At 73.1% G+C, this 24025-nt stretch carries 22 protein-coding genes; 15 read left to right on the top strand and 7 right to left on the bottom strand.

Annotated elements, in window-relative coordinates; genetic code table 11:
* The first annotated feature begins 99 nt into the window (after window positions 1–99).
* Complete coding sequence (locus D0D15_RS29725; RefSeq protein ID WP_115944923.1) at window positions 100–420, top strand: hypothetical protein; 321 nt, start codon at window positions 100–102, stop codon at window positions 418–420.
* A 93-nt stretch (window positions 421–513) separates the two neighbouring features.
* Here the strand turns inward: D0D15_RS29725 and D0D15_RS29720 are convergent, their stop codons facing one another.
* The 4 genes from D0D15_RS29720 to D0D15_RS29705 are packed head-to-tail and all read right to left on the bottom strand — an operon-like array spanning window position 514 to window position 4556.
* Window positions 514–2448, bottom strand: a complete 1935-nt coding sequence (locus tag D0D15_RS29720; RefSeq protein WP_094007995.1) for an aconitate hydratase — start codon at window positions 2446–2448, stop codon at window positions 514–516.
* 2 nt (window positions 2449–2450) lie between these two features.
* Entirely contained in the window at window positions 2451–3755 is a 1305-nt protein-coding gene (locus D0D15_RS29715) for an NAD(P)/FAD-dependent oxidoreductase (RefSeq protein ID WP_094007996.1), read from the bottom strand.
* The gene (locus D0D15_RS29710; protein WP_240325306.1) at window positions 3748–3984 is read right to left on the bottom strand and encodes a hypothetical protein; all 237 of its coding nucleotides are present in this window, start codon (window positions 3982–3984) and stop codon (window positions 3748–3750) included. Before D0D15_RS29710 ends, D0D15_RS29715 begins: the two co-directional genes overlap by 8 nt.
* An 11-nt stretch (window positions 3985–3995) precedes the next feature.
* Window positions 3996–4556, bottom strand: coding sequence for a hypothetical protein (locus D0D15_RS29705; RefSeq protein WP_094007997.1), 561 nt, complete (start codon window positions 4554–4556; stop codon window positions 3996–3998).
* Window positions 4557–4629: 73 nt separating this feature from the next.
* Here D0D15_RS29705 and D0D15_RS29700 point away from each other — a divergent pair, with 73 nt between their 5' ends.
* Entirely contained in the window at window positions 4630–4845 is a 216-nt protein-coding gene (locus D0D15_RS29700; RefSeq protein WP_094007998.1) for a hypothetical protein, read from the top strand.
* A gap of 100 nt (window positions 4846–4945) precedes the next feature.
* Window positions 4946–5437, top strand: a complete 492-nt coding sequence (locus tag D0D15_RS29695) for a glutathione peroxidase (RefSeq protein ID WP_094007999.1) — start codon at window positions 4946–4948, stop codon at window positions 5435–5437.
* A 72-nt stretch (window positions 5438–5509) separates the two neighbouring features.
* On the opposite strand, the gene D0D15_RS29690 is transcribed toward D0D15_RS29695, so the two are convergent.
* Window positions 5510–6049 (bottom strand): MarR family winged helix-turn-helix transcriptional regulator, encoded by a 540-nt coding sequence (locus D0D15_RS29690; protein ID WP_094008000.1) that lies wholly within the window; start codon window positions 6047–6049, stop codon window positions 5510–5512.
* Window positions 6050–6184: 135 nt separating this feature from the next.
* Here D0D15_RS29690 and D0D15_RS29685 point away from each other — a divergent pair, with 135 nt between their 5' ends.
* From D0D15_RS29685 to D0D15_RS29665, 5 genes are read left to right on the top strand one after another with little or no spacing between them, the layout of a single operon-like run.
* Entirely contained in the window at window positions 6185–7147 is a 963-nt protein-coding gene (locus tag D0D15_RS29685; RefSeq protein WP_094008001.1) for an MBL fold metallo-hydrolase, read from the top strand.
* Between the two features lie 3 nt (window positions 7148–7150).
* Window positions 7151–8752 carry an FAD-dependent monooxygenase gene (locus tag D0D15_RS29680; protein WP_115944922.1) on the top strand — a complete coding sequence of 534 codons (1602 nt, stop codon included), beginning with the start codon at window positions 7151–7153 and terminating at the stop codon, window positions 8750–8752.
* Between the two features lie 10 nt (window positions 8753–8762).
* Window positions 8763–9629, top strand: coding sequence for an SDR family oxidoreductase (locus D0D15_RS29675; protein ID WP_094008003.1), 867 nt, complete (start codon window positions 8763–8765; stop codon window positions 9627–9629).
* 43 nt (window positions 9630–9672) lie between these two features.
* Complete coding sequence (locus D0D15_RS29670; protein WP_094008004.1) at window positions 9673–9948, top strand: helix-turn-helix domain-containing protein; 276 nt, start codon at window positions 9673–9675, stop codon at window positions 9946–9948.
* Complete coding sequence (locus D0D15_RS29665) at window positions 9945–11795, top strand: Na+/H+ antiporter (protein ID WP_094008005.1); 1851 nt, start codon at window positions 9945–9947, stop codon at window positions 11793–11795. The genes D0D15_RS29670 and D0D15_RS29665 overlap by 4 nt, the downstream gene beginning before the upstream one ends.
* Before the next feature lie 33 nt (window positions 11796–11828).
* On the opposite strand, the gene D0D15_RS29660 is transcribed toward D0D15_RS29665, so the two are convergent.
* Window positions 11829–13289 (bottom strand): benzaldehyde dehydrogenase, encoded by a 1461-nt coding sequence (locus D0D15_RS29660; RefSeq protein WP_094008006.1) that lies wholly within the window; start codon window positions 13287–13289, stop codon window positions 11829–11831.
* 107 nt (window positions 13290–13396) lie between these two features.
* Between D0D15_RS29660 and D0D15_RS29655 the strand changes: the two genes are divergently transcribed.
* Window positions 13397–14467, top strand: coding sequence for a threonine aldolase family protein (locus tag D0D15_RS29655; protein WP_094008007.1), 1071 nt, complete (start codon window positions 13397–13399; stop codon window positions 14465–14467).
* A gap of 556 nt (window positions 14468–15023) precedes the next feature.
* Here D0D15_RS29655 and D0D15_RS29645 read toward each other — a convergent pair.
* Window positions 15024–15617, bottom strand: a complete 594-nt coding sequence (locus tag D0D15_RS29645; protein WP_115944921.1) for a winged helix-turn-helix transcriptional regulator — start codon at window positions 15615–15617, stop codon at window positions 15024–15026.
* An 83-nt stretch (window positions 15618–15700) separates the two neighbouring features.
* On the opposite strand from D0D15_RS29645, the gene D0D15_RS29640 reads away from it, so the two are divergent.
* From D0D15_RS29640 to D0D15_RS29615, 6 genes are all read left to right on the top strand, one after another.
* Window positions 15701–16201, top strand: coding sequence for a pyridoxamine 5'-phosphate oxidase family protein (locus D0D15_RS29640; RefSeq protein WP_094008014.1), 501 nt, complete (start codon window positions 15701–15703; stop codon window positions 16199–16201).
* A 1-nt stretch (window position 16202) separates the two neighbouring features.
* Window positions 16203–16850: an alpha/beta fold hydrolase gene (locus tag D0D15_RS29635; protein ID WP_115944924.1), complete on the top strand. Its 648-nt coding sequence runs from the start codon at window positions 16203–16205 to the stop codon at window positions 16848–16850.
* A 31-nt stretch (window positions 16851–16881) separates the two neighbouring features.
* The gene (locus tag D0D15_RS29630) at window positions 16882–18327 is read left to right on the top strand and encodes an Rv2578c family radical SAM protein (protein ID WP_094008015.1); all 1446 of its coding nucleotides are present in this window, start codon (window positions 16882–16884) and stop codon (window positions 18325–18327) included.
* Between the two features lie 357 nt (window positions 18328–18684).
* Complete coding sequence (aspS, locus tag D0D15_RS29625; RefSeq protein WP_094008016.1) at window positions 18685–20454, top strand: aspartate--tRNA ligase; 1770 nt, start codon at window positions 18685–18687, stop codon at window positions 20452–20454.
* A gap of 5 nt (window positions 20455–20459) precedes the next feature.
* Window positions 20460–21413: a DUF389 domain-containing protein gene (locus tag D0D15_RS29620; RefSeq protein ID WP_094008017.1), complete on the top strand. Its 954-nt coding sequence runs from the start codon at window positions 20460–20462 to the stop codon at window positions 21411–21413.
* Window positions 21414–21445: 32 nt separating this feature from the next.
* Complete coding sequence (locus D0D15_RS29615) at window positions 21446–22642, top strand: phosphotransferase (protein WP_094008018.1); 1197 nt, start codon at window positions 21446–21448, stop codon at window positions 22640–22642.
* The last annotated feature ends 1383 nt before the right edge of the window (window positions 22643–24025 follow it).

Raw genomic sequence — 24025 nt, 5'->3', positions numbered from 1 at the left:
GGAGATGCGGGGCCGCGTGGCGTGGTGGTGGGTTCTGGTGGGGGAGGTGCGGGGCCGCCTGGCGTGGTGGCGGGTTCCGGTGTCGGAGGTGCGGCGCCCGTGGCGGCGGCATCCGGGCTGTTCGAGATCGTCGTGGCCTACCCGGACGATCCGGCGGAGTTTCCGGACGTCTTCCGGCAGGAGATCACGCCCGCACTCGCGGAAGCGGGCACACCACCGCTCGCGTCCTTCCGGACTTCCTTGCGCCGCAACGACTACCCACGCCTGCCGATCCGGGAGGGCGAACAGGTTTTCGCCTGGCTGACCCGGTTGCCGCCCGGCCACGAGCGGCTCCCGCTCCCACCCGCGCTGACCGAACGATCATCACGGCCCCCCGACCGCCTCCGCCTCGCCCCGACGCCGCGATCCTGGCTCCGCTGACCGCCCGATCCACAACGGAGGTACCCGCTTGGATGAGGACAACTGAAGATCAGCCTCGGACGGGCATGAGCCGATGGTTGCGCGTGGTCCGGTTCACCGCCGGGCCAGCAGTGGGATCCGGCCGCCTGCCAGGACCGCTTCCACCTGGCGTCGCGAGAGGCGGTGCCGGAGCGGGATGTCCGTGCCCGTGGTGGTGTCCGTGGCCGTGATCTCCTCGCCCTCGGGCAGTTGCGAACGCAACGCCCGCAGCGCGAGGACGTGCCCCTGCTCGACGCGGTCGTAGTCGGCCGGGTCGGTGAACTCCAGCGCCAGGATGCCGAAGTTGGCGAGGTTCTGCCAGTGGATCCGCGCGAACGACTTGGCGATCACCGCCACCACACCGAGATGCCGCGGCGTGATGGCGGCGTGCTCCCGCGACGACCCCTGCCCGTAGTTCTCCCCGCCGACGACGAAATGCCCGCCCTCCGTCTCGCGGGCCCGCGACGGGTAGGTCTCGTCGACGCGGGTGAACGTGAAGCCGGCCAGCTTCGGGATGTTCGAGCGGAACGGCAGGGCCGCGGCACCGGCGGGGGAGATCTCGTCCGTCGAGATGTTGTCGCCCACCTTCAGCAACACGGCGCCCTCGACGTCGTCCGGCAGGGGCGGGAAATCCGGCAGCGCCGAAATGTTCGGTCCCTTGACCAGCTCCTCCCGCACGGCCCGCTCCGGCGGCAGCGGCGGCACCAGCATCGCCGTGTTCACGGTCGCGCGCTCCGGGAGCTCGACCACCGGACAGGCCATCGCCAGCTCCCGCGGATCGGTGATCACCCCGGTCAGCGCGGCCGCCGTCGCGGTCTCCGGCGAGCACAGCCACACCCGGTCCTCCCGCGTCCCGGACCGGCCGGGGAAGTTCCGCGGGAACGTGCGCAGCGAGTTCTGCCCGGCCGCAGGCGCCTGCCCCATCCCGATGCACCCCAGGCACCCCGCCTGGTGCAGCCGCGCGCCCGCGGACACCAGGTCCAGCGTCGCGCCCATCTTCGTCAGATCCGCGAGGATCTCCCGCGACGACGGGTTCACGTCGAAGCTCACCGCATCATGGGTCTGCCGCCCCCGCACCATCGCCGCCGCCACGGCGAAGTCCCGCAGCCCGGGGTTGGCCGACGAGCCGATCACCACCTGCCGCACCTCGGTGCCGGCCACCTCCCGCACCGGCACCACGTCGTCCGGCGACGACGGGCACGCGATCAGCGGCTCCAAAGCAGACAGATCGATCTCGTCGGACAGGTCGTACACCGCGTCCGGATCGGCGACGAGCTCCTCGAAATCCGAAGCCCGGTCCTGTGCCCGCAAGAAATCACGCACCGCCTCGTCGGCGGGGAACACCGTCGTCGTGGCCCCGAGTTCGGCGCCCATGTTCGCGATCACGTGCCGGTCCATCGCCGACAACGACGCCAGCCCCGGCCCGTGGTACTCCACGATCCGGTTCAGCCCGCCCGTGACGCCGTGCCGGCGCAGCATCTCCAGGATCACGTCCTTGGCCGACACCCACTCCGGCATCGACCCGGTCAGCCGCACCCCCCAGATCTCCGGCATCCGCAGGTACAGCGGCTCCCCGGCGATCGCCATCGCGACCTCCAGCCCGCCGACCCCGATCGCGAGCATGCCGAGCGACCCGGCGGCGCACGTGTGCGAGTCGGACCCGACCATCGTGCGCCCCGGCACCCCGAACCGCGCCATGTGCGTCGGGTGCGAAACCCCGTTGCCCGGCTTGGAATACCACAGCCCGAACCGGCGGCACGCCGAGCGCAGGAACGCGTGGTCCTCGGCGTTCTTCTCGTCCGCCTGCAGCAGGTTGTGGTCGACGTACTGGACGCTCACCTCGGTGCGCGCCCGGCCCAGCCCCAGCGCCTCCAGCTCCTGCATCACCAGCGTGCCGGTGGCGTCCTGGGTGAGGGTCTGGTCGACCCGCAGCCCGATCTCGCGACCCGGCACCGGCTCACCGGACACCAGGTGGCTGTCGATCAGCTTGCGGGCGACCGGGAACCCCACCGCTACCTCCGGCTGGCCCGCACGAACTGCTCCCGCGGGTGGTGCTGCTCGCCGGTCGCCACCACCTGGCGCCCGAACGGCAGTGAGATCAGCCAGTCCGCGGCGATCCGCGTCTTGCGGTGCGCGGTCGGCATCGTCATCAGGTGGTAGGCGCGGTGCAGCGCCCACGCCGGCCAGCCACGCAGCTTCACGCCGTAGATCTGCGCGACGCCCTGGTACAGGCCCAGGCTCGCGACCGATCCGGCGTAGGAGTGCCGGTAGCCCTCCAGCGGCCCGCCGCGCAGCGTGGCGACGATGTTCTTCGCCAGCACCACCGCCTGCCGCGAGGCGTGCTGCGCCGACGGCGCGCACACCGCGCCCGGCTCCTTGCTGGTCACGTCCGGCACCGCGGCGGCGTCCCCGGCCGAGAACACGCCCGGCGTGCCGTCCACCTCCAGCGTCGTGGCGCAGCAGACCCGGCCGCGCGGGTTCAGCGGCAGGTCGGTGTCGGCGAGCATCGGGCTCGGCTTGACGCCCGCGGTCCACACGATCGTGCCGGCGTCGAACTCGGTGTCGTCGCCCAGTACGACGTGGCAGTCCTCGCACGACTTGAGCGTCGTGCCCAGGTGCGCCTCGAAGCCGCGCTTGGTCAGCACCTCCAGCGTGTAGCTCGCCAGCGACGAGCTGACCTCCGGCATGATCCGGTCGGCCGCCTCCACCAGCACCCACCGCAGCTCCGACCGGTCCAGGCCGTAGGCGGGCAGCGCGTGCCGGGTCATGTCCTCCAGTTCGGCCATCGCCTCGATGCCCGCGTAGCCGCCGCCGACGAACACGAACGTCAGCAGCTTGCGCCGCAGCTCCCGGTCCCTCGTGCTGGACGCGATGTCGAGCCGGGACAGCACGTGGTTGCGCAGGTAGACGGCCTCCTCCAGGGTCTTGAACCCGATGCCGTGCTCGGCGAGCCCGGGAATCGGCAGCGTCTTGGACACCGAGCCGGGCGCGACCACGAGGATGTCGTAGCCGAGCCGCTCGACGTGCCCGTCGGCGACGCGCAGCGTGACCGACTTCGACGTCGTGTCGACGCCGGTCGCCTCCGCGGCCATCACCGTGCAGCCCGGCAGCACCTCGCGCAGCGGCACGACCACGTGCCGCGGCTCGACGGAACCGGCCGCGGCCTCGGCCAGGAACGGCTGGTAGGTCATGTACGACCGCGGGTCGACCACGGTCAGCTGGGCCTCCTCGGCGGTGAGCCGCTTGCGCAGCTGCCGGGCGGTCGTGGCGCCGACGTAACCACCGCCGAGGATCACGATCCGGGCGGGGTCAGCCACGCAGCGCCTCCTCGTCGGTCTCGAACTCCACTTCCTGCTGCTGCTCGGCCACGTCGCCGGCGTCCGCCTCGGGCGGCAGGCCCGGCTCCGGGCCGGTCTGCCGCGGGGCGTTCACGTTCTGCCGCTGGGCCAGCGCGTCGGCCACGGGGGCCTCGGGGTCGGGCGGCAGCGGCGACTCCCGCTCCAGCGCCTCGCGGACGGACTCCTCGTCGGGCTCGGTCACGCCCATCCCTCCTCGTGTCAGTGGGTCTTTTCGAGTTCGGCGATCGCCTGCTCGACACCCGCGACCACGTCGGGGTGGCCCAGCGGCAGCGGCGCGGGGATCCGGTCGTCGGCGCCGCCGGTGCTGTGCGCCACCACCCGCACGTGCACGCCGGACTGCGCGAGCGCGTCGATCCGCTCCCGGTGGTCGTCCACCCAGTGCCGGTCGGCGATCTCGCCGTCGCCCGGCGGCACGAACTGGTCCGCGGCCGGGTCGACCAGCAGCACCGAGCGCAGCGCGCGGGCGTGCTTCTCCGCCAGGCGCAGGGCCCCGTCGGCGAACGGCGCGCTCGCCACCACGTGCACCGCTTCACCGGGCGGGTCGGACAGCAGGTCGTCGGCCTGGGTCAGCCCGCCGTCGGAGGGCAGCCGGCACCACACGATCCGCCACCGGTCGGTCTTGTCCCGCCAGGTCGCCGGCAGGCCCTCGTGCTTGGCCAGGCCGGTCGGATCGAGCACCAGCACGGTCGGCCCGTCCGGGGTACCTTCGGTTACGGCGGCCGGGCCCTCGGCACGCACCGGGTCCGGGGAGTAGTTCATCAACCGCTCCTTTCTCCGGTCCCCCGGCTACCCCGGGTGCCGCCGCCCTACACGGATCACGTGCAGACAGGGGATGGACATGCGAGACCACTTGCGGGAGGTCGCCGACTTCAACGTCCCGGTCACGTCGGCCGAGGACACCGAGATGATCGCGGCGCAGCGCCGGCGCGCGGTGCGCGCGGTCGCGTCCGCGGCGGCTGACGCCGAGGACTGCGCGCTGCTGCTGGACGCGCTCGGGCTGAAACCGGCGGAGGGAATCACGCCGGTTCCGGCGCAACGACTGGGCTGATCGGGTGTAACGCTGGTCACGGTCGGCGTCGGATGGGGAACGGCGCGGCCGGGCCGGCGTTGCCAGGGGTGGTAGCTACCGATCATCGCGGAGGATCTCCATGGCCCTGGCAGACATCGAGCTGCGCACGCTCGCCGGCGAACCCGCGACCCTCGGCGGACTGGGGCGCAAAGCCCTGCTCGTCGTGAACGTCGCCTCCCAGTGCGGCCTGACGCCGCAGTACGCGGCGCTGGAGCGGCTGCAGGAACGCTACGGCGACCGGGGTTTCTCCGTCGTGGGCTTCCCGTGCAACCAGTTCGCCGGCCAGGAGCCGGGCAGCGCCGAGGAGATCGCCACCTTCTGCTCGGCGACCTACGGCGTCACGTTCCCGATGTTCGAAAAGATCGAGGTCAACGGCGCCGGTCGGCACCCGGTGTACGCCGAGCTGGTGGAGACGCCGGACGCCGACGGCGAGAGCGGGGACGTGCAGTGGAACTTCGAGAAGTTCCTCGTCGACCCGGACGGCAAGGTGGTGGCCCGGTTCCGGCCGCGGACCGACCCGGAGGCCCCGGAGGTCGTCGAGGCGATCGAAGCGGTCCTCCCGGCCGCCTGAAGCAGTCAAAGTTTTGACGATTGCGGCGTGGCAGTGTAGTGACCTGCGCCACGCCGATCAAGGGGCCGGTTCCTAGAAGCGGCGCTTCGCGTCGAGTGCCGCGGAACTGGTCGTGAGCTTTTCCAGCAACCCGATCAGGATGGTCTGCTCGGGCTTGGTCAGCGCGTTGGCCCACGCCTGCTCGCGGGCGTTGTGGGCTTCGTACGCGCTGGTGATCGCCTCGTGGCCGGCGTCGGTGAGGTTGAGCAGCACCGCGCGCCGGTCGTGCTCGGCCTGCTTGCGCGACACCAGCCCGTCCCGCTCCAGCGTGTTGACCAGGGCCGACACCGCCGCCCGGCTCATCCCGGACAGCTGCGCCACCCGCTTGGCCTCCATCGGGCCGGCCAGCCACAGGACGAACAGCACCCGGAAGCCGCCCCAGCTCCACCCGCGCGGCCGGTGCACCGTGGACTCCCAGTCGTAGACGAGTGCGCTGGTCAGGCGGTGCAGCGTCAGTCCGAGGCGCATCGCGGTGGCGTCGACCGCGGGCAGTTCGGCGGTCGTCTTCGCGATCGCGTAGTCCACGAACGTCAGGTAGTCCAGCTCGTCGGGGGCAGCCGGTTCTGCGGTCATGCGCCCCAGGCTAGGCCCCCGCGCGCCGCTCATCCGAACAACGTCGCGTTTCGGAAGTAGTCTTCCCTTGCGGGGTGACCCGGGTTACCCTGACTGCCGTCGAATAGTCAAAGGTTTGATCAAAGGAGGTGCAGGGTGGCTCAGAAGTCGTTCGCCTCGTCCGGCGACCTGACGGAGAAGGAGCAGACCCTGGAGGTGCTCGACGACGGCGTCTACGCGCTCACCGCGGAAGGCGACCCGAACGTCGGCGCCATCGAGGGCGAGGACTTCCTCGTCTGCTTCGAGGCACTGGCCACGCCGGTCGCGGCCGGGGAGTGGCTGGCGAAGCTGCGGGAGCACACCGACAAGCCGGTCCGGTACCTCGTGCTGTCCCACTACCACGCCGTGCGCGTGCTCGGCGCGTCCGCGTTCGACGCCGAGGTCATCGTGGCGCACGAGAACACCCGCGCCCTGGTCGCCGAGCGCGGCAAGGAGGACTGGGAGAGCGAGTTCGGCCGCATGCCGCGGCTGGCCAAGGGCGCCGACTCCGTGCCCGGCCTGACCTGGCCCACCCTGACCTTCTCCGACCGGCTCACCATCGACCTCGGCGGCGACCGCGGCGACCTGGTGCTGCAGTACTGCGGCCGCGGGCACACCGAGGGCGACATCGTGGCCTGGCTGCCCCGCCAGAAGATCCTGTTCGCCGGCGACCTCGTCGAGGCCGAGGCCGCGCTCTACACCGGCGACGCGTTCCACCGCGACTGGGCCTCGGCGACGCTGGACCGGGTCAAGGCGTTCGGCGCGGAGGCGCTGATCGGCGGCCGCGGCGCGGTCAGCCGCGGCCGGGACGCCGTCGACGCGGCGATCGAGCAGACCCGCGGCTTCCTGGACGTGATGATCCGCGAGGTCGGCGCGGTGCAGCGGGCCGGCGGCACCCTCAAGGAGGCCTTCGAGCGCACCCACGCCGCGCTGGCCCCGCGGTACGGGCACTGGCCGATCTTCGAGCACTGCCTGCCCTTCGACGTCTCCCGCCTGTGGGACGAGCTGTCCGGCATCGAACGCCCGGTCATCTGGACCGCGCAGCGGGACCGCGAGGTCTGGGACCAGCTGCAGGGCTGAACGATGACCACGACGACAGACCGCAGGGTCGCGGTGATCGGCAACGGCCCGGTCGGCCAGACGACCGCGCTGCTGCTGGCCCGGTGGGGCGTGCCGGTGCTGCTGCTCGCCGGGCGCGCCGAGCGCGACCTGGTCGGCTCCAAGGCGATCTGCCAGCAGCGCGACGTGCTCGACGTGTGGGAGGCCGTGGGCGCCGGGCGGCGGATCGCCGCCGAGGGCGTCACCTGGACCACCGCCCGCACCTTCCACCGGGACCGTGAGCTGTTCGCCTATTCGATGGCCGATCCGGGCCGCTCGGCGTTCCCGCCGTTCGTCAACGTCTCCCAGGCCCGCACCGAGGAGATCCTGGACGAGCGGATCGCCGCCGAGCCCCTGATCGACGTGCGCTGGGGCCACCGGGTCACCGGCATCGCCCAGGACGGCGACGGGGTCACGCTCGCCGTCGAGGGGCACGCGGACCTGCGCGCCGACTACGCCGTGGCGTGTGCCGGGGCCCGGGGCGAGGACATCCGCCGGATGCTCGGCGTCGGCTTCGGCGGGCACTCCTTCGACGACCGGTTCCTCATCTGCGACATCCGGGCCGACCTGCCCGGCTGGGCGCAGGAGCGGCGGTTCTACTTCGACCCGGAGTGGAACCCGGGCCGCCAGGTGCTGATCCACCCGTGCCCCGGCTCGACGTTCCGCATCGACTGGCAGGTCCCCGGCGACTACGACCTGGCCGCCGAGGAAGCCAGTGGCGCGCTCGACGAGCGGATCCGCGCGATCATCGGCGATCAGCCCTACGAGATCGTGTGGAAGTCGGTGTACCGCTTCCATTCGCGAGTGGCGGACCGGATGCGCGTGGGCCGCGTCCTGCTCGCCGGGGACTGCGCGCACCTGGTGTCGCCGTTCGGCGCGCGCGGCCTCAACTCCGGGGTCGGCGACGCCGAGAACGCCGCGTGGAAGCTCGCCTTCGTGCTGCACGGCTGGGCGGGCAAGGAGCTGCTGGAGTCCTATCACGACGAACGGCACGCGGCGGCGCTGGAGAACATCGCGGTCACCACGGCCACGATGGACTTCCTGGTGCCGCAGACCGCCGAGCAGCACCGGCGGCGGTGCGAGGTCCTGGAGGCCGCGGCCACCGACCCGGCGATGCGGGCACAGGTGGACTCCGGGCGCCTGGCCGAGCCGTTCTGGTACGTGGAGTCGCCGCTGACCACCCCGGCGGAGTCGCGGCCGTTCGCCGGCCGCCCGCCGCGCGGGGAGGTGCCGCCGGCCGGGCCGGGGATCCTGGTGCCGGACGTGCCGGTGTCGGTGACCGGGTCCGCCTGCGGCCGGTTCCGCGAGCTGGCCCGCGACGGCGTCCTGCTGCTGACCGTCGACGGGGTGGACCTGGAACCGTCCGTGGACACCGCGGCCCCGGTGCGGCTGCTGCGCCTGTCCGAGATCGACGTGACCGGGGTGCTCGCCGAAGCGCTGGCCGCACGGCCCGGCGAGATCTGGGTGATCCGGCCGGACGCCCACGTGGCGGCCGTCCTCACCGACCCGGCCCAGGTGCCGGCGGCGGTGAACCGCGCACTGGCGCGGCCGGTCGCCGAACGTATCCTGCCGGGTACCGGCACGTAGAGGGAGGACCATGGGCAGGATCGCGGTCACCGGGGCCACCGGGCAGCTGGGTTCGCGGGTCGCCGCGCTGCTCGCCGAACGGGGTGTCGCGCAGCGGCTGTGCGTGCGGAACCCCGCGCGGGCGCCCCGGATCGCGGGCGCCGAGGTCGTCGCGGCGGACTACGCGGACGCCACCGGGTTCCGCGACGCGCTGGCCGGCGTGTCGACGCTGTTCCTGGTGTCCGGCCACGAAGGTCCCGAGCGGATGGACCTGCACCGCAACGCGGTCCGCGCCGCCGCCGAGGCCGGGGTCGACCGGGTGGTCTACACCTCGTTCCTCGGCGCGGCCCCGCTGGCGACGTTCACCTTCGCCCGCGAGCACGCCGAGACCGAGCGGCTGATCCGGGAGTCCGGGCTGCGGCTGACGGCCCTGCGCAACACGCTCTACGCGGACGTCGCGCCGCACTTCGTCGGCGCCGACGGGGTGCTGCGCGGCCCGGCCGGTGACGGGCGGCTGGCGTGGGTGGCGCGGCAGGACGTGGCGCGGCTGGCGGTGGAATGCCTGCTCGACGACGGGCACGCCGGCCAGGTCTACGACGTGACCGGCCCGGAGGCGATCGACCTGCACGAGACCGCGGCGTTGCTGAGCAAGGCCACCGGGCGGGAGATCACCTACCACGCCGAGACCCTGGAGGAGGCACGCGCGTCGCGGGCGGGCGCGCAGGACTGGGAGATCGACGGCTGGGTCGGCTCCTACGCGGCGATCGCGACGGGCGAGGTGGCGGTCACCAGCCACACCGTCGAGCACGTCACGGGACGGCGCCCGTGGACGTTCGCCGAGTTCCTCGCCGCGGAACGCCGCGCCTGGGCGCATCTTCACGCGTCCGGACGGGGGTGACTATCATCGAGATCCGAGAAGATCACCCCGAGAGGCACCGCGCATGGCGTCGGACAGACCGGCATCCCCCTCGGTCGACCGCACGCTGACCGTGCTGGAGACCCTCGTCGAGGCCGGTGAGGGCCTCACCCTCACCGCGCTGGCGCGGGCGACCGAGATCCCGCTCGCCACCTGCGCCTCGATCGTCTACACCCTGGAAAGCCGCGGGTACGCCCGCCGCCGGGTCGTCGGCCGCAGCCACTTCTGGCGCGCCACCACCCGCCTCTACGAGATCGCCGCGCCGCTGGCCGGTGAGACGCTGCCGGCCCGATCCCGATGATCGTCGCCGTCGAACTGGCCGCGCTGGTGGCCGTCGTGCTCCTCGTCACCGGTATCGCGCAGCGCCTCAACTGGTCCCCGCCGCTGTGCCTGGTGGCGATCGGCGTCCTCGCCTCGTTCGTCCCGGGCGTGCCGGACTACCACCTCGACCCCGAGGTCGTCCTGATCGGGCTGCTGCCCCCGCTGCTCTACGCGACCGCGATCCGCACCCCGCTGTACGACTTCCGGGCCAACCGCGTGCCGATCGCGGCGCTGTCGGTCGGGCTCGTCGTGTTCACCACGCTGGTGGTCGGCTGGGTGGTGTGGCTCATCGTGCCGGGCATCCCGCTGGCCGCCGGGTTCGCGCTCGGCGCGGTCGTCGCGCCGCCGGACGCGGTGGCCGCCACCGCCGTGGCGCGCCGGGTCGGCATGCCGCGGCGGATCGTGCGGATCCTGGAGGGCGAGAGCCTGCTCAACGACGCGGCCGCGCTGGTGTCCCTGCGCACCGCCATCGCCGCGATCGCCGGGGCGGTCAGCATCTGGGAGGTCGGCGGCGATTTCCTGCTCGCCGCCGGCGGGGGAGGCGCGGTCGGCGCGCTGATCGGGTGGGGCGCGAGCACGCTGCGCCGCCGCCTCACCGACCCGGTGATGGACACCGCGTGGTCGCTGGTGATCCCGTTCCTGGCCTACCTGCCCGCCGAGGCGATCCACGGCTCCGGCGTCGTCGCGGTCGTGGTGGCCGGGCTGATCGTCGGGCACCAGACGCCCAAGCTGCTGTCCGGGCCGTCGCGGCTGGCCAGCAGGCTGAACTGGCGCACCGTCCAGTTCCTGCTGGAGAACGTGGTCTTCCTGCTGATCGGGCTGCAGGTGCGGCGCATCGTCGAGGAGGTCGGCGACTCCCGGCTGCCGGCCTGGTCGCTGGCGCTGATCTGCGCCGGGGTGCTCGCGGCGACGATCCTGGCCCGGATCGTGTGGGTGTTCGGCTACGGGCTGGTGGCCCGCGCGCGGCCGGGTGAACGGACCCCGTGGTCCTACTTCGCGGTGATCTCGTGGGCGGGCATGCGCGGTGTGGTCACCCTCGCGGCCGCGTTCGTGCTCCCCGACGACACCCCGCAGCGGGCGGTGCTGGTGCTGGCCGCGTTCGTCGTGGTCGCCGGAACGCTGCTGCTGCACGGCATGACCCTGCCCGGCCTGGTGCGCCGCCTGAGCCTGCCACCGCCCAACCCGGCGGAGGACGCGTTGCAGGAGGCCGCGCTGCTGCACGACATGACGTCCGCGGGCCTGGCGCGGCTGGAGGAGATCCGCCGCCCGGCCGACCCGCCGGAGGTCATCGACCGGTTGCGGGACAAGCAGTCCTACCGGTCGGACTCGGCGTGGGAGAACCTCGGCCGGCTCAGCGCGGTGGAGGAGACCCCCAGCGACGCGTACCGTCGGCTGCGTGCCGAGATGCTGGCGGCCGAGCGGGACGTCCTGCTCACCGCGCGGGACCGGGGCACCGCCGACGACGAGGTGCTCCGGCGCGTGATGGAGGGGCTGGACATCGAGGAGTCGCTGCTGGAGCGACCCGAGGAGGAGCCGGGCATGGAACGTGAACTGGACACCCCCGCGGCCACCGCGGGCACCTGCGACCACCTGGAGCAGGCCGGCGCGCCGGAGACCGACGCGCAGGGCTGCGTCGACTGCCTGCGCGAGGGCTCGTCGTGGGTGCACCTGCGGCTGTGCCTGGAGTGCGGGCACGTGGGCTGCTGCGACTCCTCGCCGCGCAAGCACGCCACCCAGCACTTCCACGACACCCGGCACCCGGTGATCCGCAGCTACGAGCCCGGCGAGAACTGGCGCTGGTGCTTCGTGGACGGGATCGTCGGCTGAGCGGGGGCGCCCGGCGCGCCCCCGCCCGCCCGGTCAGAAGGGGTAGCCGGCGACGTCGCCGCGCATCGTGACCCAGCGGGTCTCGGTGAACGCCTCGATGTTCGCCGCCGGCCCGCCGAAGCGCGAGCCGGTGCCGGAGTCGAACACGCCGCCGAACGGGGCCAGCGCCTCGTCGTTGACCGTCTGGTCGTTGATGTGCGCGATGCCGGTCGGGATCCGGTCGGCCAGCGCCAGACCCTTCGCCACGTCGGAGGTGATGATGCCCAGCGACAGCCCGTACTCGCTCTCCGACGCGAGCTTCGCCGCCTCGTCCAGGGTGGCGAACTTGGCGACCGGCGCGACCGGGCCGAACACCTCCTGGTCGTAGGCCGGCACCGACGGGCCCGCCCCGGCGAGCACGGTGGCGCGGTAGAAGAGGTTCTCGTACGTGCCGCCCGCGGCGATCTTCGCCCCGGCGTCCACACTGGACGTCACCAGGCCGTGGATCTTGTCGCGCTGCCGCTCGTCGATGATCGGGCCGAGCGCGACCTGATCGGTGAACGGGTTGCCCACCGGCAGGTGGTTCGCCTTGTCCGCGAGGCGCTCCACGTACTCGTCGTAGAGCGAGGCGTGCACCAGGTGCCGCCCGGTGGTCATGCAGATCTGGCCCTGGTGGAAGAACGAGCCCCACGCGGCGGCGCTCATCGCCTGCTCCAGGTCGGCGTCGTCGAGCACGATCAGCGCCGAGTTGCCGCCCAGCTCCAGGTGCGCGCGCTTGAGGTGGCGGCCGGCGGACTCGCCGACCGCGCGGCCCGCGGCGGTCGACCCGGTGAACGAGATGACGCGGACGTGCTCGTCCTCGACCAGCGCGGCGCCCACGTCCGGCCGGCCGGGCAGCACGTGCAGCACCCCGGCCGGCAGCCCGGCCTCCTCGAAGACCCGGGCCAGCGCCACGCCACCGCAGACCGCGGTGCGCGGGTCCGGCTTGAGCACGACGCTGTTGCCCAGCGCCAGCGCCGGCGCGACCGAGCGGATCGACAGGATCAGCGGCGCGTTGAACGGGGCGATCACGCCGACGACACCGGCCGGGACGCGGCGGGCCATGCTCAGCCGCGGCGCCTCGCTGGGCAGGACCTCGCCGGTCGGGTGGCTCGGCAGCGCGGCCCCCTCGTAGCACTCCTGAGCGGCGACGTGCAGCTCGAAATCGGCCTTGCCGGGGATGCTGCCGGACTCGCGGATCAGCCAGTCCTTCAGCTCGGCGGCGTGCTGCTGCCACAGGTCGCCGGCGCGGCGCAGGACCGCGGCGCGTTCCTGGAAGGAGGTCGCCGCCCACGCGCGCTGGGCCTGCGCCGCCTTCGCCGCGGAGGCCGCGAGATCCTGCGGCGAGGCGATGCCGACGCGTCCCAGCTCGTCCCCGGTCGCGGGCTCCACGACCGCCGCGTCGCCGCCCGCCGCGCGCTCCCAGCTGCCGGTGAAGACGCGTCCGGTCCACTTCTCGTCGTCGAGAAAGCTCACTGTCACTCCTGATGCGCGAGGTTTTCCGCCATCCTCCTGAGCTGCCCGGGACGCACCAGTGGGTCTTTCACTGAGTGGAAGGCGGGAAACTGTCGGTGGTGCCTGCGATGATCGCGCTCGTGGACGAGACGAAGATCAAGCGCACGCTCGCGTCGCATGGCCCCGTGTGGCGGCGGCCCAGGGCGATGCTCGAACGATGGCTGGCGCGCGTGGGGGAAGACGCCTCGCCCGCCGAGCCGGTGGCGTCCCTGGAGGAGCGGATCGCGTCGCTGCTCGGCAAACCGGCGGCGCTGTTCTTCCCCAGCGGGACGATGGCGCAGCAGGTCGCGTTGCGGGTGCACGCGGAGCGGTCCGGCAGGCGGACGTTCGCCGCGCACCCGTACACGCACCTGGACAACTGGGAGGAGCAGGGTTACGCGGCGGTGCACGGGCTGCGGTTCCGGCCGGTGGGGGACCGCAACGAGCTGATGCGGCTGGCGGATCTGGAGGCGGTGGGGGAGCCGCTGGCCGCGGTGGTGTGGGAGCTGCCGCAGCGGGATCTGGGCGGGGTGCTGCCGGCGTGGGACGAGCTGGCCGCGCAGGTCGGGTACGCGCGGTCGCGCGGAGCGGCGGCGCATGTGGACGGTGCGCGGCTGTGGGAGGCGCAGCCGTTCTACGGCACGGAGTTCCCCAAGATCGCCGGCCTGTTCGACTCGGTGTACGTGTCGCTCTACAAAGGACTCCAAGGGGTGCGGGGTGCCGTGCTGGCCGGGGACGAGGCGCTGGTGGGGGAGGCCGCGGTGTGGCGCAGGCGCCTGGGCGGCGCGATCCCGGACGCGTGGCCGCTGGCGGTCGCGGCCCTGGAGGGGCTGGAGTCGTTGCTGCCCCGGATGCCGGAGTTCCACGCCCACGCCCGGGCCCTGGTGACGGCGATCAAGCGGGATGGCGTGGCGTACGCGTATCCGGACCCGCCGCAGGCCGGGATGTTCCACGTCCACCTGCCCGCCCCGAAGGCCGCGGTGGAGCGCGCGGCCGAGGAGCTGATCGACGAGAAGGGCGTGCAGCTGTTCCTGAGGGTGCGCTCGTCGCCGGACCCGCGGCGCTGCTCGTTCGAGGTGAGCGTGGGCGAGAACGCGATGGACTTCCCGCCGGAGGAGGTGGTCTCCCTGCTGCACGAGTTGCTCGATCGCGCGCGCTGAACCGCGCTGGTCGTCAGGTGCTGGGGCGTGGGAAGCAGCCGAGGAACCGCTCGACCGCCGCCCGGTCGCCGGTCACCGCGGCATCGTCCAGGCGGGTGCCGAGAAACACCAGCGACCGCAACGTGCGCGCGTCGGTCTCCGGTGGTTGCGTGTCCGCGCGCGCTGACCCGCGCTGTCGGTGATCGTCAGGTGCTGGGGCGGGGGAAGCAGCCGAGGAACCGCTCGGCCACCGCCCGGTCGCCGATCGATTGGGGCGGTGTGGCGTTTGCGTATCCGGACCCGCCGCAGGCCGGGATGTTCCACGTCCACCTCCGGGCGTCGAAGGTTGCGGTGGAGTGCACGAGCTACTCGACCGCGCGCGCTGACCCGCGCCGCCGGTGATCGTCAGGTGCTGGGGCGGGGGAAGCAGCCGAGGAACCGCTCGACCGCCGCCCGGTCGCCGGTCACCGCGGCATCGTCCAGGCGGGTGCCGAGAAACACCAGCGACCGCAACGTGCGCGCGTCGGTCTCCGGTGGTTGCGTGTCCGCGCGCGCTGACCCGCGCTGTCGGTGATCGTCAGGTGCTGGGGCGGGGGAAGCAGCCGAGGAACCGCTCGACCACCGCCCGGTCGCCGGTCACCGCGGCATCGTCCAGGCGGGTGCCGAGAAACACCAGCGACCGCAACGTGCGCGCGTCGGTCTCCAGCACCGCATCGGCCTCGCCGGAGCCGCGCTCGATCGAGAACTCGCCGGAATCGACCCTGGCCAGGAACGCGTCGTCGCCCAGCCGTAGCGCGACCCGGGTCGACAGATCGCCTGCCCGGTCCGCCGAAAAGGTCGTCCGCAGTGCCAGGACCAGCGCGTCCACGCTCAGCTCTCCGGACGGCGGCACCGGCCGGCGGCTGCCCCACCGGGCCAGCGCCAGCACCACCGGCTCCAGCTCCGCGCCGTGCTCGGTCAGCTCGTACACGCTGGTGCTCGCCGGCGGCCCCAGCCGTCGCCGCCGCACCACACCCGCGCTCTCCAGGTCCCGCAGCCGCTGCGACAGCACGTTCTGACTCATCCCCGGCAGCGACCGGCTCAGGTCCCGGAACCGCTTCGGCCCCAGCAGCAGCTCGCGCACCACGAGCAGCGCCCACCGCTCACCCACCACGTCCAGGGCCCGGGCCACCCCGCACGGGTCGTCATAACTCCGCACGAGAAAAGAGTAGCTTCCCCTTGCGCTATGACACCAGTCACTCCTAAATTAGGAGCATGACGAAAACCACGCTCCCCCAGGGAGACCTCCGGCTGCTCGACACCGACCTGGCCCAGCGGATGCTCGCCTCGGCCGAGCTGGCCCGCCTCGCCTACGTCGCACCGGACGGCACGCCCCGCGTGCTGCCGATGCTGTTCCACTGGACCGGCGACGAGGTGGTGATGGCGACGTTCGCCGGCACCGCCAAGCTCGCCGCGCTCCGGGCCCGCCCCGCGGTCGCGATCACGGTCGACAGAGCCGGCCCGCCGCCGGAGGTGCTGCTCGTGCGCGGCAACGCCGTGGTGACCGAGGTGGACGGCGTGGTGCCCGAATACGTCGCCGCGCAACGCCGCTACTACGGGCCCGAGCAGGGCGACGCCGCCGCCGCGGAAGCGGACCGGCCCGGCGTGCGGATGGCCCGCATCGCCGTCCGGCCGGAGTGGGTCGGCACCTTCGACTTCCAGGACCGGTTCCCCGGTGGCCGGTCCGCCGCGGACTTCGCACGGCGAGGGCAGTGACATGACCACCTTCGTGCTCGTTCCCGGCGCCGGCGGCCAGGCGTGGTACTGGCACCGGCTCGTGCCGGAACTGACCCGGCGCGGCCACGAGGCGATCGCGTTCGGCCTGCCCGCCGAGGACGACTCCGCCGGACTGCCGGAATACACCGACGTGGTCGTGCGGGCGATCGGCGACCGGCGCAACGTCGTCCTGGTGGCCCAGTCGATGGGCGGCTTCACCGCCCCGCTCGTCTGCGAGCGCGTGCCGGTCTCGCTCCTGGTGCTGCTCAACGCGATGGTCCCGGCGCCGGGCGAGACGGGCGGCCAGTGGTGGGCCGGCACCGGCTACGACCAGGCCCATCCGGAGGAGATGGACGTCGAGCGGGACTTCCTGCACGACCTGCCGCCCGACGTGCGGGCCGAAGCGATCCGGCAGGGCGAGCCGCGGCAGTCCGGCACACCGTTCACCACCCCCTGGCCACTGGAGAAGTGGCCGGACGTGCCGACCCGGTTCGTCCAGGGCCGCGACGACCGGTTCTTCCCGCTGGAGTTCCAGCGCCGGGTGGTGCGGGAGCGGCTGGGCCTGGAGCTGGACGAGATCCCGGGCGGGCACCTGGCCGCGCTCAGCCGTCCCCGTGAGCTGGCCGACCTCCTGGTCTCCTGGTGTTGACAGCTCTTCGAACGCGTGTTCGACTGAGTGGGTGAGGTGGGAGAACCAACGCGCCGGCCGCGACGCGCAGCCGGCCCTGCTGGGCCTGGACGGCCTGGTCCGGACCGTGACGTCGCCGGAGTTCCAGGGCGTCACGTTCCACGAGGTCCACGCCCGCTCGGTGCTGAACAAGGTGCCGGGCGAGTCGATGGTCCCGTTCTCCTGGACCGTCAACCCGTACCGGGGCTGCAGCCACGCGTGCACCTACTGCCTGGCCGGGGACACCCCGATCCTCCTGGCCGACGGGCGCACCAAACCGCTCGCCGAGCTGCGCGTGGGCGACGAGATCCAGGGCACCGAAGTGCGCGGCGGCGTCCGTCACCTGGTGCGCACCACGGTGCTGGCGCACTGGACCACCGTGAAGCCGGCCCACCGGCTGACCCTGCGCGGCGGGACGACCCTCGTCGCCAGCGGTGACCACCGGTTCCTCACGGCGAAGGGCTGGCGGCACGTCACCGGCGACGACCGGCCGCACCTGGTGCCCGGCGACACGCTGATGGGTGCCGCGGGTGCGGTGGCCGAGCCGGACGCCGCCCTGGACGTCGTCGCGATCGAGCCGCTCGGGCGGGCGGAGACCCTGTTCGACATCACCACCGGCACCGGTGACTTCGTCGCCGCCGGGGTGGTCAGCCACAACTGCTTCGCCCGGAACACGCACACCTACCTCGACTTCGACGCCGGCCGCGATTTCGACACCCAGGTCGTGGTGAAGGTGAACGCGCCCGAGGTGCTGGCCGCCCAGCTGCGGCGGCCGAGCTGGCGGCGCGAGCACGTCGCCATGGGCACCAACACCGACCCCTACCAGCGGGCCGAGGGCCGCTACCGGCTGATGCCCGGCATCATCGGCGCGCTCGCCGGCTCCGGCACCCCGTTCTCGATCCTCACCAAGGGCACCGTGCTGACGCGGGACCTGCCGCTGCTCACTTCGGTGTCGCGGGAGGTGGATGTGGGCATGGCGGTGTCGATCGCGCTGCTCGACCGCGACCTGCAGCGCAGCCTCGAACCCGGCACGCCGAGCCCGCGCGCCCGGCTGGACCTGGTCCGCCGCATCGCCGACGCCGGCCTGCCCTGCCACGTCATGGTCGCCCCGGTGCTGCCCGGTCTCACCGACACCGAGGAGGCGCTGGACCCGCTGTTCGCCGAGATCGCCGCCGCCGGGGCCGCCCGGGCCACCGTGCTGGCGCTGCACCTGCGGCCCGGCGCGCGGGAGTGGTTCGCCCGCTGGCTCGGCGCGCACCGGCCGGACCTGGTGGAGCGCTACCGGGAGATCTACGGCCGCGGCAGCTACGCGATGCCCGCCTATCGGAGGGCGCTGTCCGCGCGGGTCGCGCCCCTGCTGCGGCGCCACGGCCTCAACCGCCGCGAGGAGCCGCACCGGATGCCGTCCCCGCGCGACCCGGAGCGCCCGGCGCAAGGGGAGCAGCTGAGCCTGCTGTAACCGGCCCCGCCGCGCGGCCCCGGGAACCGGAGCGCCCGCCGCGACCTTCGCGCGGCCGCCCCGCGAAGGTGAGCGCCCGCGAGGGTTCACCCGCCGCCCAGGAACCGGAGCGCCCGCCGCGCGACCTTCGCGCGGCCGCCCCGCGAACCTGAACGCCCGCGAGCGGTTCACCCGGCGCCCGCGAACCGGAGCGCCGCGGGGGAACAGCCGCGGCAGCCCCTCCACCGCGCCCGGGGCCGCGCAGCCCCGGTAAGAAACCTGGTGGACTCGCCCACCGGGGCGTTCGTTAGCCTCATACGGGCAGGAAAAACCCTGCTGACGCCACGAGCTGAACGCCTCGCAAGGAGAACAACCGCAGTGCTTCGCACCCACGACGCCGGCACCCTGCGTGCCGAGCACGCCGGCCAGATCGTCACGCTCACCGGGTGGGTCGCCCGGCGGCGCGATCACGGCGGGGTGATCTTCATCGATCTGCGGGACGCGAGCGGGGTCGCCCAGGTGGTGTTCCGCGAGGGCGAGATGGCCGAGCGTGCCCACCAGCTGCGCTCCGAGTTCTGCGTCAAGGTCACCGGCGAGGTCGCGCGGCGGCCCGCGGGCAACGAGAACCCGGAGATCCCCACCGGCGCGATCGAGGTGCTCGCCACCGAGCTGGAGGTGCTGTCCGAGGCCGCGGTGCTGCCGTTCCCGATCGACGACCGCGTCGACGTCGGCGAGGAGGTGCGGCTCAAGTACCGCTACCTCGACCTGCGCCGCAGCGGCCCGGCCCGCGCCATCCGCCTGCGCAGCGAGGTCAGCCGCGCCGCCCGTGAGGTGCTGCACGGCCAGGGCTTCGTCGAGGTCGAGACGCCCACGATGACCCGCTCCACCCCGGAGGGCGCCCGCGACTTCCTGGTGCCGGCCCGCCTGCGCCCGGGCTCCTGGTACGCGCTGCCGCAGTCGCCGCAGCTGTTCAAGCAGCTGCTCATGGTCGGCGGCCTGGAGCGCTACTACCAGATCGCCCGCTGCTACCGGGACGAGGACTTCCGCGCCGACCGGCAGCCGGAGTTCACCCAGCTCGACATCGAGATGAGCTTCGTCGACCAGGACGACGTGATCGCCGTGGGCGAGGCGGTCGTGTCGGCGCTGTGGAAGCTGATCGGCCACGACATCCCGCGCCCGATCACCCGCATGACCTACGCCGACGCCATGGCCAAGTACGGCACCGACAAGCCGGACCTGCGCTTCGGGCTCGAGCTGACCGACCTGACCGAGTACTTCGCCGACACGCCGTTCCGCGTCTTCCAGGCGCCCTACGTCGGTGCGGTCGTCATGCCCGGCGGCGGCGACCAGCCGCGCCGTCAGCTCGACGCGTGGCAGGAGTGGGCCAAGCAGCGCGGCGCGAAGGGCCTGGCCTACGTGCTCATCGGCGAGGACGGCACGCTGTCCGGCCCGGTCGCCAAGAACATCTCCGAATCCGAGCGCGAGGGCCTGGCCGAGGCCGTCGGCGCCAAGCCCGGCGACTGCGTCTTCTTCGCCGCCAACAAGCCGCGCGAAGCCCGTGCCCTGCTCGGCGCGGCCCGCGTGGAGATCGGGCACCGGCTCGGCCTGATCGACGAGGACGAGTGGTCCTTCGTGTGGGTGGTGGACGCCCCGCTGTTCGAGCCCGCCGACGAGACCGACGACGTCGCCGTCGGCTCGGGCAAGTGGACCGCGGTGCACCACGCCTTCACCTCGCCGACCCCGGAGTGGATCGACAAGTTCGAGTCCGACCCGGGCAACGCCCTGGCCTACGCCTACGACCTGGTCTGCAACGGCAACGAGATCGGCGGCGGCTCGATCCGTATCCACCGCGCGGACGTGCAGAAGCGCGTCTTCGAGGTGATGGGCCTGTCCGAGGCCGAGGCGCAGGAGAAGTTCGGCTTCCTGCTCGACGCGTTCTCCTTCGGCGCCCCGCCGCACGGCGGCATCGCGTTCGGCTGGGACCGCATCGTGATGCTGCTGGCCAAGGCCGAGTCGCTGCGGGACGTCATCGCGTTCCCGAAGACCGGCGGCGGCTACGACCCGCTGACCGGGGCCCCGGCGCCGATCACCGCGCAGCAGCGTCGCGAGGCCGGCGTCGACGCGAAGCCGCCGGCGCCCAAGGGCTGACCGCGGTGCTGCACCTGCGGGTCGTCAGCCCGCCGGAGGACACCGAGCGCGCGCTGGCGGTGCTGCGGGACCAGCCGGGCACGGCGCACCTGATCGTGCACACCGGTGCCGCCGTGTCCCCGGCCGGTGACCTCATCGAGGCCGACGTGGCGCGCGAGGCGGCCGACGACGTGGTCGAGGCGCTGTGCGAGCTGGGTCTGGACCACAGTGGCGCGATCACGCTCGAAGCGCTCGACACCGCGTTGTCCGATTCGGCCGACCGCGCGGAGGAAAGCGCGCCGGGTGAGGGTGCGGACGCGGTCGTCTGGCAGGAGCTGCTGAACCGCACCGGCGAGGAGTCGCGGCTCAACGCCACGTTCCTGACGTTCCTGACCATCGCGTGCCTGCTGGCCTCGGTCGGGATCGTGACCGATTCACCGGTCACGATCGTCGGCGCGATGGTGGTGGGGCCGGAGTTCGGGCCGCTCGCGGCGATCGCGGTCGGGCTGGTGCTGCGCCGCGGGGACCTCGTCCGCCGCGCGCTGCTGGCGCTGGGGCTCGGGTTCCCGCTCGCGATGCTGGTGACCGCCGGGGTCACGGTGCTGACCTGGGCCGTCGGGCTGCTCGACGTGAGCAGCTTCCGCGAAGCCCACGAGGTGGATTTCGTCTACGACGTCGGCTGGTACTCGCTGATCGTCGCGCTGCTCGCCGGGGCGGCCGGGATGCTGTCGATGACGTCGGCGAAGTCGGCCGCGCTGGTGGGTGTGTTCATCTCCGTCACCACCGTTCCCGCCGCCGGGTACGCGGTGGTGGCGGCGGTCGTGGGTGAGTGGGTCAAGGCGGCCTACTCGTTCGGTCAGCTGGCGGTGAACCTGGTCGGGATCGTTGCGGCGGCGGCCGTGGTTTTGCTGCTGCGACGCCGAAACCGGGACCGCGTCGCCGTGCGGCCGTTGCCGGAAGTGGAAAAATCGTTGTGGTGAGCGACGTTCGCCCGCTAGTAGGGTCGAAGGCGATGACGGTGGACACTTCCCCGGGCACCGAGGACGGCCAGGACCCGGCTGTGGCGCCTGTTCCGGTGAGCGGGACGCAGGCCGTGGACGCGGCCGTGCAGGCGGCGGAGACGGTGCTCACGCGGCGCTTCGGCAGCCCGATCGGGCTGGTCGAGCCGGAGGCGCTGCCCGGCAGCGGGCCGGCGACGGTGGTGCGCGCCCGCATCGCCGCGTCCCCGTTCGGGCTGCCCCGCACGCTCGTGATCAAGCACTACCCGGACGCGCCGCCGCGCGGGGCCGCCGACCCGTTCGCCCAGGAGGCGGTGAGCTACCAGCTGTTCACCGCGCTGCCCGCCGAGGACCGGATGTGCCCGGAGCTGCTCGCCCACGACGGGCCGCTGCGCGTGATCGTGATCGACGACCTCGGCCGCGCGCCCACCCTGTGGGACAGGCTGCGCGGGCAGGACGCGCGGCTGGCCGAGCGGGCGTTGCTGTCCTGGGCGCGGTCGCTGGGCCGGCTGCACGCGACGACGGCCGGCCGGGAGGCCGATTTCGAGGCGCTGCTGCGGCGGCTGGGCGGGTTCGTGCCGGACGAGGACACCACCCCGGCGGTGGCGTGCGCGCGCCTGCCGACACTGCTCGAGGAGGCGGTCGGGGTCGGAACGCCGGACGACGTGCGTGCGTACGCCGAGTACGTGTGCGAGGGTTCGGCGTCGTCGCCGTACCGCGCGTTCAGCCCGGTGGACCTGAGCCCGGACAACAACCTGGTGACCAGCGGCGGCGTGCACTTCCTGGATTTCGAGCGCGGGCTGGTCCGCAACGCCCTGGTGGACGCCGCGAACCTGCGCGTCCCCTTCGCCACCTGCGACGACGCCTGGGCGCTGCCGAGCGGCATGAGCGAGGCGATGATCGCGGCGTGGAAGGCGGAGGTGTCCGGCGTCTGGCCGGCCCTCGCGGACAACGACGTGCTGTCGGCGCTCCTGCTGGACCACCAGATGTTGCTCCTGTGGGTGACCACGTGGGCCGACCTGGGCGGCGCGGCCGCAGAGATCTCGCCGGGCCGCGTCGCGGCGCTGGTGAGCTGGTGGAAGGACCTGGGAACCCACGCCGAGCGCGGCGGCCGGGACGAGGTCGCCGAACACGCCCGCGAGGTCGCGAAGGCGCTGGACGCCCGCTTCGGGCCGGGGCTGGAGCTGCCGCTGTACCCGGCTTTCCGCTGAGGCTCCGGTTTGGCGCTCAGCGGGCACGGCTTGCCGCTGGCGGGCTCGGATGCCGGCCTTCTCGCGGGGGGCGACTGGTCCTTTCGCGCGCCCGCGGCTGGCCCACTCGTGCGGGAGCGGGTGCGGGTGGCCTTTTCGCGCGCCTGCGGCTGGCTCACTCGTGCGGGAGTGGGTGCGGGTGGCCTTTTCGCGCGCCTGCGGCTGGCTCACTCGTGCGGGAGTGGGTGCGGGTGGCCTTTTCGTGCGCCCGCGACAGGCTCACTCGTGCGGGAGTGGGTGCGGGTGGCCTTTTCGTGCGCCCGCGACAGGCTCACTCGTGCGGGAGCGGGTGCGGGTGGCCCTCTCGTGCGGCAGCGGCTGGCCCACTCGCGCGGGAGCGGGAGTGGGTGCGGGTGGCCTTTTCGTGCGCCTGCGACAGGCCCACTCATGCGGGAGCGGGTGCGAGTGGCCCCCTCGCGTGAGCGCGAGGGGGCCTCTCGCGTGAGCGTGCGTGGCCTTTTCGTGTGGGCGCGAGTGGCCCTCTCGTGCGGAGCGGCCGCGACTGGCCCACTCGCACGGGCGCGACTGGCCCTTTCGAGAGGGCACGACTGGCCCTTTCGTGCGGAGCAGCCGGGAGTGGACCCTTCACGTGGGTGCGAGTGGTCCTCTCGTGCGGGAGCGGGAGCGGGAGCGGCTGGCCCTCTCGTGCGGCAGCGGGTGGGCCTTTCGTACGGCCGCGACTGGTCCTCTCGCGCGGCCGCGGCCGCGAGTGGTCCTGTCGAGCGGGCGCGAGGTGCCCTCTCGTGCGGCAGTGAGTGGCGCTTTCGCGCGGGTGCGAGTGGGCCTTTCGTGTGGCGCGGCTGGCCCTTTGGTGTGGGCGCGGCTGGCCCTTTCGTGCGGGTGCGACTGGCCCTTTCGCGTGGAGCGGCTGCGGGTGGGCCTTTCGCGTGAGTGCGAGTGGTCCTCTCGTGCGCGGGAGCGGGGGCGAGTGGCCCTCTCGCGCGGCCACGGCCGCGAGTGGGCCTTTCGCGCAGGAGCAAGGTGCCCTCTCGCGCGGCTGCGAGTGGCCCTTTCGTGCGGCCGCGGCCGCACGAAAGGGCCACCTCGTGCGGGCGCGAGGTGCCCCTCTCGCGCGGGTGCGAGTGGCGCTTTCGCACGGGCACGACTGGCCCTCTCGCCCGGCCGCGCCTGCCCCCTTGCCCCCGCACGAGCGCCCCTTCTCCACATCCACCCAGGCAAACTCTCCCACCCACCCAGGCAAACTCTCCCCGGCCCACCCCCACAAACCCAGACGTTCGCTGAGCCGTCCAGGGCGTGTTACCCGGCGATCACGTGGTGGGCCGGGGAGAGTTTGCCTGGGTGGGTGGGAGAGTTTGCCTGGGTGGATGGGGAGAAGGGGCGCTC

Origin of the sequence: Amycolatopsis thermalba, from assembly GCF_003385215.1 — a bacterium.
GTDB classification, from domain to species: Bacteria; Actinomycetota; Actinomycetes; order Mycobacteriales; family Pseudonocardiaceae; genus Amycolatopsis_E; species Amycolatopsis_E thermalba.
The sequence above is the reverse complement of the archived record's forward strand: the minus strand, read 5'-3'. Positions and strand labels throughout refer to the sequence as shown.

Bases quoted from the DNA above. Each gene is read 5' to 3' on its own strand.
- D0D15_RS29690 (WP_094008000.1), bottom strand. From the start codon at position 6,049: ATGACCGCAGAACCGGCTGCCCCCGACGAGCTGGACTACCTGACGTTC.
- D0D15_RS29615 (WP_094008018.1), top strand. From the start codon at position 21,446: ATGACGGTGGACACTTCCCCGGGCACCGAGGACGGCCAGGACCCGGCT.
- D0D15_RS29670 (WP_094008004.1), top strand. From the start codon at position 9,673: ATGGCGTCGGACAGACCGGCATCCCCCTCGGTCGACCGCACGCTGACC.
- D0D15_RS29700 (WP_094007998.1), top strand. From the start codon at position 4,630: ATGGACATGCGAGACCACTTGCGGGAGGTCGCCGACTTCAACGTCCCG.
- D0D15_RS29695 (WP_094007999.1), top strand. From the start codon at position 4,946: ATGGCCCTGGCAGACATCGAGCTGCGCACGCTCGCCGGCGAACCCGCG.
- D0D15_RS29710 (WP_240325306.1), bottom strand. From the start codon at position 3,984: ATGGGCGTGACCGAGCCCGACGAGGAGTCCGTCCGCGAGGCGCTGGAG.
- D0D15_RS29705 (WP_094007997.1), bottom strand. From the start codon at position 4,556: ATGAACTACTCCCCGGACCCGGTGCGTGCCGAGGGCCCGGCCGCCGTA.
- D0D15_RS29665 (WP_094008005.1), top strand. From the start codon at position 9,945: ATGATCGTCGCCGTCGAACTGGCCGCGCTGGTGGCCGTCGTGCTCCTC.
- D0D15_RS29635 (WP_115944924.1), top strand. From the start codon at position 16,203: ATGACCACCTTCGTGCTCGTTCCCGGCGCCGGCGGCCAGGCGTGGTAC.
- D0D15_RS29640 (WP_094008014.1), top strand. From the start codon at position 15,701: ATGACGAAAACCACGCTCCCCCAGGGAGACCTCCGGCTGCTCGACACC.
- D0D15_RS29675 (WP_094008003.1), top strand. From the start codon at position 8,763: ATGGGCAGGATCGCGGTCACCGGGGCCACCGGGCAGCTGGGTTCGCGG.
- D0D15_RS29680 (WP_115944922.1), top strand. From the start codon at position 7,151: ATGACCACGACGACAGACCGCAGGGTCGCGGTGATCGGCAACGGCCCG.
- D0D15_RS29655 (WP_094008007.1), top strand. From the start codon at position 13,397: ATGATCGCGCTCGTGGACGAGACGAAGATCAAGCGCACGCTCGCGTCG.